The sequence below is a fragment of the Paenibacillus sp. J22R98 genome, from assembly GCF_059383835.1.
In genome coordinates this window covers 317,369-332,459 of sequence record NZ_JBXENW010000006.1, presented here as the reverse complement: position 1 = coordinate 332,459, position 15,091 = coordinate 317,369, and the positions used below count along the sequence as shown (strand labels likewise).

Sequence of the window (15,091 nt, the reverse complement as noted above, 5' to 3'; positions counted from 1 at the left end):
GTTCTTCAAGGACTACGGTAAGAATTGTCAATAACTCATTCTATGTCGTATTCGACTCAAGGAAGACTTGGTTTGAAATGTGCGTATTTGAGTTTCTGGACAAGCACGAATTGACGAAACAGTACCTGGAGTTTAACAAGAAGCACATTTTCCCCTTAGTCACTGAGATGCTCAGAGGCTTGGACGGCTCTCTTGAAGTTACCGGTTATGAAGTCAGGCATGAGCTCGAGTATACGTATATGATTCTTACACTTAACAAAAACATCGAAGAAATGATCGTGCGAAAGGAATTGAATCTTCCTTCGCTAGCAGCAACCGTGTCGTCAGACGGAGAGTCGCTCTAACGATTTCGGGGTTGCCATACGCCGCTACTGACAACTAAAGCGATGAGCAGAAGGGTCAGCAGGATACAAATCAGTTCTCCATTTACTCGTAATGGGGGCCGATTTCCTGCTGGCCTTTTTTTATATCCATTTACGTTCATTCAGGATTCCTCCCAGAGGAAATGTCCTTTTTGATATAGCTTGTCATGAGGGGGTTTAGAGGTTCACGCAAGTCAGCAAGTATACATCAGAGGAGGATTTACATGGGCAAGAGGATGAAACAAGCGAAGAGAACTGCAACTCTCTTGGCGCTAGGCTCGATACTTCTAAGCGGTGCGTTGCCTCAAAACTTAATGCATGCGCATGCTGCAGAGCAGAGCCGGCAAAGTGAAACAAACGGGACATTCAGTGCAGAGGAAGTAAACCGTATTCTTGACGGTCTTACTCCTGAGCAGAAGGGAAGCATCAATAAACTGACTGGAGCAGACACTTCCCAGAAACTCCATGTTGATCCGAAGGATTTGCGCAGTAACAAGAATCTCAATGTGATCGTTCAATTCAAAATAGATCCGGCCAAAGTCCAAATCATCAAGCAATCTTTGGCTAATGGCGGCGCTGCTGTAACGGGCCAAGCGTTCGAGGATGATTACGCGTCGGCGCAGCAAAAGGTCGAAGCTTCTCATGCAGAATTTAAAAACTTTATAAATAAGCAAGTAAAACCGCAAATCGTTGGCGGTAAAGCTGTCAACTCGAATATGAGAATCTCGAGAGAGTACTCGGAAGCGTTTAATGGCGTTGCGCTGTCTCTTCCTGCAAATCTATTAACCCAGGTTGCTGATAGTCCACTAGTTGCTTCCGTGTGGTCTGTTGTTGAATATGAGGCGTCGGATGAATCTGAGCCGGTGACAGACGGTTCCGAAGAAAGTTCAGAAGGTGCAACCGACAGTGCAATTGAAGGAGCAACTGACGGTGCAACAGATGGTGCAGCTGAGGGTGCAACTGAAGGTGCAGCTGTTGATGATACTGCGATCAACATGACCGAATTAACGGATTCATCCGCAGGCCATCCTACGACAGGCCTCCATTTGATGGGAGTCGATCTGCTTCAAGCAGAAGGTCATACAGGGATCATTAAATCCGGTGACCGTAAAGGTGAGAGAGTAAAGGTCGGCGTATTGGATACTGGGATTGATTACAATCACCCGGATCTCAAAGATGTTTACGCAGGAGGACATGACTTCGTCAATAATACGGTCGATGCGGACGGAAACATCTTTTACATTGATGATCTGAATCCGATGGAAACGACATACGAAGATTGGCTTCATGACAAGGAGCATCCGAATCCGCTTGAAGGAGCAGTCCCAGCGGATTACAAGCAATATATTACGGAACATGGCACGCATGTATCGGGTACAATTGCTGCTCATACAACGGCGAATAATGCACAGCTGTCCGCTAATGGCGTAGCGCCGGATGCTGCTATTTACGGCTATCGTGTATTAGGACCTGGCGGTCACGGTACATCGGATTCCGTGTTGAACGGGATCGATCAAGCGGTGAAAGATGATATGGATGTCATCAATCTATCGCTTGGCGCATCGATTAATGATCCTTATTACCCAACAAGCATTGCCATTAACAATGCTACGTTGATGGGGGTTACTTGCGCAATTTCCGCAGGAAACTCAGGTCCGGGCGTAGCAACCGTAGGTTCCCCTGGCACGTCTCCGCTTGCGATTACAGTTGGTGCAAGCACGATACCGGGAGAGATACCCGTCATGACCGTCCAAAGCGGATCAGGGTCTTACCAAGCTCGATTGTTTGGTAAATCCTACACACAGGCAGACGATGAATTGGCAGGTCAAACCTTGCCGATCGTAGATGTCGGCGCAGGTACTATGGCCGACTACGAGGGTCGAGATATGACCGGCAAACTAGCTCTCGTTAAACGCGGCGGCGAATATATGTCGACAAAAATGGCGAATGCCGTAGAAGCAGGCGCTGCAGGGATGGTTCTTTGGAATAACGCCGCCGATCTGGATACCCAAGGTTATGTAAATACATTCTTGGGGTCCAAGATGAATCATGTGTATGCCATTTCTTTGACCCAAGCACAGGGAGAAGTGCTTTCGGCAGCCGTCCAAGCAAAGCCGGATACAGCAACGATTACGTTCCCAGCTAAGCTTGATGCGCCATATATCAAGAATGGGGATGAATTGGCCTCCTTTAGTTCAACAGGCCCGGTTAAGAACTGGGAGATTAAGCCAGACGTGATAGCGCCTGGTGTAGATATTATGTCTACCGCCCCTTATGATGTTTGGACATCGCAAGCTGGCGTAGAAAACAAAGATTATTCATATGCTTACCAGCCGATGTCGGGTACTTCAATGGCATCGCCGCACGTTGCGGGTATTGCAGCGCTCGTTCTGGCGGCTCATCCGGATTATACGCCGGCAGACGTCAAGACCGCGTTAATGAACACAGCGAAAGACGTCAATACAAGCTCGCTTACGTACAGCGTATACCAAGTCGGCGCTGGACGCGTTGATCCTGTGCGTGCTGTTCATGCTGACGTTCAAGTTCAAGTTTTGGATAAGTCTGCAACTTTCGGTACTGCGGGAGATCAAACGACGCAGAAAGTACTTGATCATCTGAACGGAAGTCTGTTCTTCGGATTTAAAGGACGGGGAGAAGGAGCAGCTGTTGGCTCTGATGACGTCATTCAGTCGAAGGACTTCAATGTTGTCAATAGGGGAACAGGCAGCAAAACGTTTCATCTGAGCACATCGTTCATTTCGACGAAGTTCGCGAAATCGAATCAAGTTGGACCGGGCACAGGCAATGATGTAACCATTGCATTCTCTGCTGACGGTTCGGAAACTTCGTCCGTTCAGGTAGGCGCCGGCAGCTCGGTGAAAACAACGGCTCAAATTACAGTTCCGGCCAATGCATTAGACGGCACTTATGAGGGTTATATCCGGGTTGTGAATGCCGATGACGAGACGGAATCGTATCGTATTCCGTTTACAATTACCGTTTCCGTAAAAGGAATCGATTTTAATTTGACTGTCAAAGCGATGACACTGTCAGAGCGCTATACAGGAAACTATAACCCTAATAATATGGGGCCAGGAACCTCGCTGTACAACTTCTCTATTAATAGCGCAATGGAGAACATCTATATTGTATTAAAAGATAAAGATGGCAATTATTTGGGATTGGCTCAAGATGTACAGGCTGTCGACGCTGCAGGTCCCGGTGTCATTTACGGCCCACTCTTACTGCTGACAGGCGGACTTTATTTGCCATTTACAAAGGAATTTGATGGCACGCTTGATCGCTCCGGCATTGCAACGACGGCAGCTGTAATGAAGGAAGGCGCTTATTCCGTAGAGATAATCGCAACGGACGCTGCCGGTGGTCACTATACAGCTGAAGACACGCTCTATGTCGATTATCAAGCGCCAACGATTACGATGGATGAAGATTCGGAGCCAGGGATTTATGAGATCGACTCTACAGGCTATCAGCCTGGACAAGAGATTAAGTCTTTCTATGGCACGATTTACGATTCGAATATCGAAGTGATGAAGAATAACGGTGAAACCTCGGTTCCGAGTCTTGATGATCCCAATGCGCCTGCGCCTATCGATCAGGCACTGAACGTTGTCTGGGGCTATCAAGACGGTATATTCCCGACGACATTGTTCCGTACAGATGCGCAAGGCCGCTTCCATTTCGGCCTAACGCCTGAGGATATTAGAGAACAAGGCAGTGAATTCTTTATCTATCCGGTCGACTATGCAAATGCCGGTGATCTGTTAACTACGAAAAAGCAGTATTATTTCATCAAGAAAGGTTCTCCATATGTAACGGTTACATCATCAAACGGTGTAGACGCTGAACTGGAAAGCCAAGGCAAGGTTGTCGTAGAACCGGGCAAAACGTTCAAAGCGACAATCGCGACCAAGAATGGTATTGGCATGGCGGGCGGATCGTTTACTATTAATAATAGTAATCTCTATACGTTCAGCAATATCAGGCTGGCACCGGAGTATAAGGCTTATCTTCAGAGCAAAGGAATTGACACGACTGCGGTTCTGCACGAAGGAGAGCCATATTCTGATTCACACAAAGCTGGCATTTCCACAGATATTACAATATCCGGGATTAGCGCGAACGGCGCTATTGAAGCGGATATGAACATTTTGGAAGCCGATGTGAACTATACGAATCCACTTCCATATGTTGGATGGGAAAACTATGTGGTTACAGAGTCCAAGTTAACATTTGGCGGCAGCGACAAGACGCTTCCTGCATTCCCGACAAATCTGGTCTATGTGAAACAGCCGACTTCTATGATGACTGGCGGTCTATTCGCGGAGTCGTTCCTAGAAAACTCGCTAAGCGGTAGCTTTAAGAATGTCACGGTGGCATCTGGGGCTTCGGTTACGGTTACGGATGAGCATGGTACGAAATATACAACAGATCAGCCTACATCAGCAGGGAACACGATTGAATATGCAGGCAATACTTCCGGTACGTACGCTGTCTCGATGGGTGTCAGCACAGCACCGTACAACGTTGAAATCAGCATGCCGGGACATTTCAAGGGTTATGTAACAACGCCTGTTATCGGCTACAATCGCTATGGCTATCAATCGGGCTACTCTTACGATCACCCCTCCTATCAGACACCGTCATTATTAGGTGGAGATGTCAATGGCGATGATGTAATCGACATGAAGGATGTTATTGAAGAGATCAAGGCTTATGTTGAATATAAGGCCAAGACCGATATGGGAGATTCCAAACTGGTCAGACAGACTTTCCTGGCCCAGAACAGAAGCAAGGATATTTATTGGGTCAACCCGCTGTCCATTAGCGGTTGGGCTATTGATTACAATGACTTCTACTATATTTTCAAAAACTTTGGCAAAGTCAATGAGAGCGCGAAAGCGGCAGGTAAGACTATTCCTACTCCGCAGCTCACATTAACGAATGAAGTGATCATAAAGTCGTCCTATACGGATCAGTATCCGGCCTATTTCCCGCCACTTACGTTAGCGGCCGGCGACGATATTACGAAAATCATTCAAAAGCTTAATTTTGCAGGTCCAAGACAGCAGACATCTGTAACGACGCTGCCGACGTTGGATGAGTTGAAGAACGGCTCTACTATCACTTTAATTCCAAGCAGCTCCGTCTTCATGGATGACGTTGTTTGGAGAAATGCAATTACGAAGGTTCAGCTTCAACTTGGAAGCAACGTGTTTAAAGTTGTGCCTTCCGAGAAATTAAATATTTCAGAAGGATATACGTACTTCGATCCACAAAAAGGCCGAATTTTCGTACCGTCCAAAATTACGCTGTCAGGATCGTTGTTTGCTACAGCGGGTACGTATAAGGTTAAGATCATAGCTAATGGATATAAAGATGTGGATACGAGCTTCTCAATTGCCGCAACGCCAATTGCGACGCCTGTCATTCCATTGGTGACGGATCCGTCCAAAGCGCATCTAGGCAAAGATCTGACGTTAACCTTTACCGATGATCCGAAATGGCGCAGCGGCATTAATAAAATTGTCGTGAAGACAGCGAACTTCGCAGCTGGAGTCGATATCACGGATAAGACGGATGGCAGCGGCAATAAGTATTACGACATCAGTACGCCGGGACAAATTACATTTAAGGCCGGACTATTCAAGACGAATGCGGCTGCAGTTAGCCCTACATCGCCTATTGAGCCCGGCGGAACGAATGATTTGCCACAGCTGTACAAATTCGAGATTAGCTCAACGTACACGAACGGAACTGACCAAACGATTTACCCGCTCGTAACCGCTGGATTAGATGCGAATGGCGGGACGGGACAAGCGGTTGGATACAGCGTTAACTTCGATACGCAAGGTGGAGCTCCGGTTGCCCCGATCGCGGTTGGCTTCAATCCGTCCAAAACAAGAAACGGAGCAGACTACCTCTTTAACGGTGCGTACGTTGGCGGATTTAAAAATCCGAGTGCAACTAGAGCTGGATATACCTTAATTGGTTGGTATAATGATCCAGAAGGTACGAAACAGTGGGATCCAAACGATTGGTTGACTGGCGATAAGACGGTTTATGCGAAATGGCAAATGAATGTTTCGCAGAACTATTCGCCTGTTGATCAAGCGAAGCCGAATGGCTATAAGTTCGACGGTACAAATTCGAGTGTAAACGGAATGGGCTGGGTGCTCGGAGAAGGACCCCTGAAAATCAGCATTCCGGACGTTACAACGAACGTTTCATGGTTGTCGAACAAAGTGAACATCGCGAAGATCGAAGCTTCTTACTATAAGATTAAGAGCGATGGCACAACTGAGACGACGCCTACCACTTATACGCTCGATCCAAGCACGTACGAATTCTTGCTCGAGAGCGGCAATGGAACGCTATCCTTTAAGACGGCTACAGAGGCCTATGCAACCGCGCATCCGAGCGAGAAATTTGCATTCAGCGCAGCGCCAAGCTTATCCTTTGGCAGCCCGTATCGAGGATACAAGGTAACCATTACACCGGCTGATTCAACGAATCAGGCAATCGAAATTCCGGATGTAAAACTCGGCTACAGACGCCACATTGATTTGAATGGCGGAGCGTTAAATAGCATAAACGACAGCTATTTCGTCGACGCGGTTGTAAACGGAAAAGCATTCGCGCCGGATATGTCGAATGCGATGAAACATGTTACCAATGGCAAACTTTCCGTTAGTCCAACGCTCTATCTGGATGCTGCAGGCACCGCCGGAAATACGTCACCGATTTCTAACGGTGTTGGTGTCTACTTGACAGACAATGCGAATTACTACATGTGCTGGATTAAGACGCCTCCAACGGTAGTGAAGGATACTACTAACAATATCGTTGGCAGTGAAATTACGTTATCCTTTACGGATGATGGCAGATGGAAATCGAATATTAAGTCCGTTAGCATTGGCTCCAAAACATTGAACAAGGATACGGATTATACGATTTCCGCGAATGCGATTACGCTTGATAAATCTTTGTTTACGGCTGGACAGAAGATTAATGTAACGATTGCATCGGAAGGTTACGTGGATGCCGTTGTTTCCGATCAAATTGTGGGTCACTTGATTACATTCGTCTCAAACGGCGGAGATGCTGTCGCATCACAAGTTGTTGAATCGCGTGTATCGAGACCTGCTGATCCGGGTAAAGCCGGCTTTAAGTTCACGGGCTGGTATTCGAACGAGCAATTAACGACGCCGTTTGATTTTACTAACATTGTTACAGGAGCAAAAACGCTTTACGCCAAATATGCGCTGGCAGCATCCCTTGTAACGACCGACACGACTGATAACGTGCTTGGCAATGCAATGACGCTTGAATTCAACGACTCTGCATGGGCAAGAGCGATTACAGGCATTAAGGTTGCGGGATCTGTTATTCCTACAGCGAAATATAAGGTAGATGCTGCTGCAGGTACGATTACATTGGATAAGAGCCTATTTACGAAAGCGGCCGATTACAGTATCACGATCAGTGCAGCTGAGTATGCGGATGTTACAGTTATTCAAAAAGTGATCAATGGTTTCCAAATTCATTTCGTTATGCAGGATGATGCTCCATTTGAAGCGATTCAAGATCAAATTGTTGCGCGCAGAATTACGCCGCCGGTTGTAGTCGGCTATGATCTGACTTGGTTTGCGGATGAAGAGCGTACGATTCCTTGGGATTTCACCAGCTCCATCTATTCGGCGAAGACGGTTTACGGGAAATGGGCGATCGCTAAGTACACCGTTACTTTCGATAAGCAAAACGGCGACTTAGCTGAGAGCGTTGTAGCTGAGCATAATACGTTCATTACGGCTCCGGCTGCTCCGACAAACCCGGGCTACATCTTTGGCGGTTGGTATAAAGATGCAGGCGGCACGCAAGCTTGGAACTTTACAACCGATAAAATAACGGCAACTACAAGATTGTATGCAAAGTGGAATCCGATTGTAGTCGTTGGCAGTGGAACGCCAATCACGCCTCCACAAGGGTCTGCGGAAGCGGATATCAAAGAAATCACATTGCCGGATGGAACGAAGGGAATCGAAGCGGAACTTACTCCCGAGCAAGCGGTTAAAGCAATAGCAGAGGCAGCAACGGGAACAGTGAAGATTATCATTCCTGATACGGCCGGCGTAACGAACATTAAAGTATCGCTTCCTAAGGATGCGGTACAAGAACTGGCTCATGCGAAGAAAGATCTTATGATCTCGGTCATGGGCGTGGAAGTCAACATTCCAAGTGAATCATTAACCAATGCTTCCGGGGATGTAACCTTTACGGTTCACCCTGCGACCGATGAGAAGAAGCACGAAGTAACCGACAATGCGAAGAACCTGCCGATCATGAAAGAAATCGCCGGCGGCGAGATTTCGATCATCGGTCAGCCGATCGAAATCGACACGCAACTTCAGAACAAGCCTGTCACGCTTACATTGCCACTGGGCAATCTAACGACCGATCAAGCGAAGGATCTTGCGATCTACATCGAGCACAGCGACGGCACGAAGGAGCTTGTTCAAGGCAAGGTTGTGAAATTGGATAACGGACAGCTAGGCATTCAATTCACAACGCACAAGTTCAGTACGTTCTCCGTCGTGAAAGCCAAAGGTGTTGACAAGTACTTCAGTGTCACAGCGAAGGCTTATGTAAATGGATATCCGGACGGCACCTTTAAGCCTGAAGGAAAGATTACGCGAGCCGAAGCGGCTAAGATTCTAGCAACGATTGCGAATAAGCCAGCAACAGGCGCAGCGATTACATTCACGGATGTAGCGTCAGACTACTGGGCGCATGATGTAATTGCGGTCGTAACTCAAATGGGACTCATGAAGGGTTACGAAGATGGCACATTCCGCGGCAATCAAGAGATTACCCGCGCGGAATTGGCTGCAATTATCGCACGTTTGTTGGAGAATGCTGAGCCAGCTGCAGCAAGCCAGTTTACGGATATCTCCGGTCACTGGGCAGAGGCAGCTATTCAGCAAGCTTCAGCGGCAACTATCATTAAGGGTTACCAAGACGGAACGTTCAAACCGGATCAATCCTTGACCCGCGCTGAAGCTGTCGTCATGATAAACCGTTATCTTGGCCGCACGGTCACGGTACCGGTTGCTCAGCCGACTTGGTCTGACGTCGCGGCTTCTCATTGGGCATTCCATGATATTGAAGCGGCTTCTCACAATTAATAAGTAATAGAAAGTGTACCGTTCAAGCGGTCACTGAAAAATAAAAAAGTACGGTCATACTCATGAAGAATGAGGAGACCGTACCTTTTTATTTATTGTGAATTATTGGGGGATCATAGTCTGGGGTCTATATGATATAACGTTTTCCGTATTATACAATTCCATTTATTTTCGCTATAATCATTTTTTGATAACGCTTTCACGGTATTTGATATCAATAGATTGGATTGAGCGCTGATGGCTTATTTGAGAAGGTTGTCCATTCGATCGCAACTGATGATATTGGCGGGTTCGACTGTAGCCGTCATCTTGTTCATTATCTTCTTCACCTACTCCATGATGTCCGGGATGATTACAAGAAATCATGAAGAGTACGTCAAGCAAACCGTAACGGAAATCAACAAAAACGTAACCGCCAATAAAGACGTTATTTTCAGAATGATGCAAAGCATCTCTTATAACGAGGATGTCCAGAACTTCTTCGTCGAAAAAAATGAATTAACCCGATTCCAACTCTATCAGAAGCTGAATCGTTGGTTATCCAACCAAAAAGAGTTAAAAGACGGTATCATGGATATCGTGGTTTCGGGCAATAACGGATCATGGCTGGATATTAATAGTGGGATTCGAATCATATCGAGTTTGAAGCTGACTGTGCCGCCGAAAGTGAATGCTTATTATATCGGCATGGTTAATTATGATACAACCATGAGCCTAAACATCAGTTATTGTACGAATAGCTGCATGATATTCGCTACCAATGTCTATTATATGAAGTCGGACGAGCAATTTAATAGGAGTATCGGAACGCTATATTTTATCATCGACCCGAAAGCGCTTGTCGGAGAAGAGAAGTACGAGTCGACCGAGCCGTCCGCCACGGAAATTTATTTGCTGGACCGGTACCGAAATGTCATTACAAGCAATCGACAAGCAATAGCAGGACAACCGCTGCCTGATCTATCCCCAGACATGCTTCACGCCAATAATGAAATGATCTCATGGAGAGACAAGAAGTACGTCGTACAGTCGGTAGAGCTGCCTGATATCCAGGGCAGTATTTTGACGATGACACCTAAAAATAAACTGCTCAGCGAATTGCTGCACATACGCAGGCTGGAACTCATTATTTTAGGGATTTGTCTCCTCATTCTCGCGATACCGTTTACCGTTATCATCAACAACATCTTATTCCCAATAAAAAAGTTGATTTCGTTTATGACTATGGTTAAACGCGGTGATCTAACAACGCTAAAACGAAACATATCCTTGCATGGTTACATGGAAATCAGCGTTATGGCGACCGAATTAAACAGCATGCTTGATGAGATCGATCAATTGACGCAGCGTTTGCTAGTAACGAATACAAGATTGCATGGGATCGAGCTGGAGAAACAGAAGTCCGAGCTTGCGTTCCTGCGCAGCCAAATCAATCCTCATTTTCTGTACAATACGCTCGAAGCCATTACCGGAATCGCCGTGGTTGAAGGGCAGAGCAAGATCAAGATAATGACCCGGGCTTTATCCAGCATCTTCCGGTACAGCATCAAGGGGGCCAATACGGTGCCTCTTCGGGATGAAGTAAAAATGATTAATTCGTATATCCAAATTCAGCAAGTCCGTTTCGTCGATCGATTCACGGTAGATTACGAGTATACCGATGAAGCTTTGGCCTATATGGTTCCGAAGATGATTCTGCAGCCCATGATCGAGAATGCCGTATTTCACGGATTTGAACCTACCCTGAAACCGGGCAGGCTGCTTGTGAAGGGATTCGTAAATGAGCGGGGACAGCTGATGATTATCGTGGAAGACAATGGCGTAGGCATCGATGCTGCTCGTCTTGACGAAATCAGAAATTTGCTGTCAGGCGTCGAACAAGACGATCAAAGAAGCATCGGTTTGGTTAACGTCAATAATCGGATTAAATTGATGTACGGAAATGACTGCGGCATGACCATCGAAAGTACGGTCGGCATCGGAACCAAAATTCGATTAACACTTGATGCTCAGGGGGAACAGCATGTATAAAGTGTTGCTTGTTGATGATGAAAGCTGGGTTGTAGAGAGTCTAAATGATCTTGTGGACTGGGGTGAGTATGGGTTCGAGGTGGTAGGCCTGGCTTATAACGGATTCGAAGCGCTTGAAATGATTCGGGATAAACAACCGGATGTTGTGTTCACGGATATTCGCATGCCGGAAATGAGCGGCTTGGAACTGATTCAGAAAGGAAAGGCTCTCTCACTCCCGATTCATTACGTGGTTATAAGCGGTTACGCCGAGTTTGCATATGCGCAAAAAGCGATGAGTCATGGTGCAGTCGCCTATTGTTTAAAGCCTTATGATGAAACGGAAATTATAGCCGTTCTGCTTAAAATAAAGAAAATGCTTGTGAAAGAGACGAAAGCTGGCGGCGATTTGCAATTTATCGGGCTGTTGGAAGATCAAGAGCCGGGTTTTCCTTCTAAGTGGCAGGAAGCATTACAGAATATAGGAATTCACGATTGGAAGGCGGAGGAAATCGTGGCGGTAGTCTCCATCGGCTCGTGCGAGTTGACTGGGATGCGAGAGGGATTCCTGAAATTAAAGCTAGGCAAATCCAAAACCGCATACCTCATGAGGAATCTACAGGCGGAAGAGATGAAGAGAAAATGGATGAACGATATGCCGCAGGGGATATTGGGAATCGGTATTAGTGATGTAGTTACTGATCTTGCGGAAGTCCGGATGGCCATCGAGCAAGCAGACATATTGGCTTATCAGTATTTTACGACAGGCAGCAGCATTTACACGCCTCAACTCTTCAATCAGACCAGCTTGAATGCGAACATGCTGGAAATGAACGAAGCGATTAGTGAGAAGAACATTCATGCGGTCAATCGAGCTTTCGAGAAACTCGGCATGTTGTTTCATGAAGGAACACTGTCGATCGAACATGCTTTTCAAGTCTACAATATGACCGTTTCGTTTCTCTTCCATTTGGGGAAGACCGAGAGCATGTTATACAGTTTCGATCAGTTAACACAACATTTCAGGCATGTATTTGACATGCTCGACAAGCTTAACAAGCAGACCTTGGAGCATCTGAATAACGGTAACGCCGCGTCTATAGAAACTAAGAACCACACGATAAACGCCATCTTAGATTATGTAGGGCATCATTTCCGTTCGGATATCTCGCTGCAAGATCTGTCCGATCAATTCCATATGAACCCAAGTTACATCAGCCAACTGTTTCGCAAGGAAGCCGGAGAGACGTTTACGGCCCATCTAACCAGGCTGCGAATTGCGTATTCCTGTGAGCTGCTTGATAACGGCGATAGCCCGATAAACGAGATCGCGGAACAAGCGGGCTATCATGACTATTTCTATTTCACGCGAACCTTCAAAAAAGCTATGGGCCAGACACCATCGCAATATCGAAGCAGAGATTCTTAAGGATGACATAAAGTCTTATGGATTTTCTTTAGGTCAATATGGAGTATCTCTAGAAAACTTTCTAATGGGAGTTTTCTATTTTTTTAGGTATGTGTTTTTTGCATAGGAAAGAGATAGAACACGTGCATACTCGAACAGGCCATCATCACGGATAATACATATATGATAACGCTTGCAGAAATCGTATTCGGAGGTGCCGCAGCACAATATGACTTGGAACAAATTTTATCAAAATAGATATTTATATCTGTTGTTATTGCCTACCATTCTGTATTATTTGATCTTTCAATATTTGCCGATGTATGGAGTTATTCTCGCTTTCAAAGATTTTCACTTAGGTGAAGGCATCATAAAAAGTCCTTGGGTAGGACTGAGCAATTTTAAAGAATTGATCAAGATACCGGATTTTTGGCAAGCATTTAACAATACGGTATTTATTAGCGTAGGTCGAATCGTGTTTGAGTTTCCAGCCGCAATCATTCTTGCCCTTCTCATCAATGAGGTAACGAGAAACAAGCTTAAGCGGTTTTACCAAACGGTCTATACGTTTCCTCACTTTATTTCTTGGGTTATCATCAGCGGCATCATGCTGAACCTGCTGGGCGAGTCCGGTGTCATCAATCAATTGATTGCGTACTTGGGCTATGAGAAGCAGACGTTTTTGACGGATCCGAGTTCATTCAGACCGCTTTTGTTTGTTTCAAGCATGTGGAAGGAGATAGGATGGAGCGCAATCATCTATATTGCGGCGATGGCCGGTATTAATCCTGAGCTGTACGAAGCGGCCTATGTGGATGGAGCAAACCGGTTTCAGAAGCTAATGGCTGTAACGTGGCCTTCGATACGAGGAACGGCTGCAATTCTCCTTATTCTGGCTGTAGGTAATACGATGAATGGCGGCTTCGAACAAATTTTTAATCTCTATAATCCAGGTGTCTATGAAACCGGCGATATCATCGATACTTATGTTTTTAGATCGGCTTTCAACGATGCTGCGGGATTTGGAATTACGACGGCAGTTGGTCTGTTCAAGGCAGTCATAAACTTCGCTATGCTGTACTTTGCGAACTACACGGTAAGAAGACTAGGCGGGGAGGGCTTGGTGTAATGGAAGCTACAATGACCAGGGAGAGCGTTGCGGCAGCTGCGACATTGGTAAAGAAGCGTAAAAAGTTTCATATAGCTGATGTTATTATTCACACGATTCTAATCCTGCTGACTTTGTTGACGATTTTCCCTTTCTATAACGTTATTCTGATGTCGTTCAGCGACTCGGTGTCCATTTCGAAGCAAGTGGTCTATTTAATCCCGACGAAATTCGATTTATCGGCCTATCAATACATTTGGGATGATCCAAGGATCTTAAAATCTTTCAATGTCACCATATTTGTAACCATTGTAGGCACGCTAATAAACATGCTAACGACATTATCTGGCGCCTATGTGTTAGCGAAGAAAGGCATCCCTGGGCTAAAACTGGTTATGGGAGCCATTATATTCACGATGTTTTTCAATGGTGGACTCATTCCATTCTACTTAACGATGAAGAATCTTCATCTCATCGACAATTTGTTTGCCATGGTTCTTCCCGTTGGTGTCAACACGTTCTATCTGATCATCTGCCTTGCGTTCTTTAGAACTTTACCAGCTGCGTTGGAAGAGTCGGCAAAGATCGATGGGGCGAATGACATTCAAATTCTATACAAAATTGCTTTACCCATCTCGATGCCGATGATCGCTACGATTTCCTTGTTCTATGCAGTGGATCGTTGGAATGAATGGTGGCTAGGTGTACTGTTTATGACCGACATCAACAAGCTTCCTTTGCAAGCACTGCTTAGGGAAATATTAACGAACTATCAACAAATTCTAGACGGTATACATGCGAGCTCGGTCGTTTCCCAGAACGCTGCCTTACAGCCGGAGATGATCAAGATGGCCGTATTGGTTGTAAGCGTATTGCCAATCGTATGCTTGTATCCGTTCTTACAGAAATACTTCACGAAGGGCGTCATGCTCGGTTCTGTAAAAGGTTAGTAGAAGCCTTCGGCTTTTATTATAAAAAAAAGTAGAGGGGAAGGAAT

General features: G+C 45.9%; 6 protein-coding genes. All 6 read left to right on the top strand.

Features of this window, described 5'->3' with window-relative positions; translation table 11 throughout:
* Positions 1-77 precede the first annotated feature (77 nt).
* The 6 genes from AC50Y3_RS19015 (at position 78) to AC50Y3_RS18990 (ending at position 15,044) form a co-directional block, all read left to right on the top strand.
* Entirely contained in the window at positions 78-344 is a 267-nt protein-coding gene (locus tag AC50Y3_RS19015) for a hypothetical protein (protein WP_494820297.1), read from the top strand.
* Positions 345-586: 242 nt separating this feature from the next.
* Positions 587-9,568, top strand: coding sequence for a S8 family serine peptidase (locus AC50Y3_RS19010; RefSeq protein ID WP_494820296.1), 8,982 nt, complete (start codon positions 587-589; stop codon positions 9,566-9,568).
* A 237-nt stretch (positions 9,569-9,805) separates the two neighbouring features.
* Complete coding sequence (locus AC50Y3_RS19005) at positions 9,806-11,599, top strand: sensor histidine kinase (RefSeq protein ID WP_494820295.1); 1,794 nt, start codon at positions 9,806-9,808, stop codon at positions 11,597-11,599.
* The gene (locus tag AC50Y3_RS19000; RefSeq protein WP_494820294.1) at positions 11,592-13,007 is read left to right on the top strand and encodes a response regulator transcription factor; all 1,416 of its coding nucleotides are present in this window, start codon (positions 11,592-11,594) and stop codon (positions 13,005-13,007) included. Before AC50Y3_RS19005 ends, AC50Y3_RS19000 begins: the two co-directional genes overlap by 8 nt.
* A 208-nt stretch (positions 13,008-13,215) precedes the next feature.
* Complete coding sequence (locus AC50Y3_RS18995) at positions 13,216-14,115, top strand: ABC transporter permease (protein ID WP_494820293.1); 900 nt, start codon at positions 13,216-13,218, stop codon at positions 14,113-14,115.
* Positions 14,115-15,044, top strand: a complete 930-nt coding sequence (locus AC50Y3_RS18990) for a carbohydrate ABC transporter permease (RefSeq protein WP_494820292.1) — start codon at positions 14,115-14,117, stop codon at positions 15,042-15,044. The genes AC50Y3_RS18995 and AC50Y3_RS18990 overlap by 1 nt, the downstream gene beginning before the upstream one ends.
* The last annotated feature ends 47 nt before the right edge of the window (positions 15,045-15,091 follow it).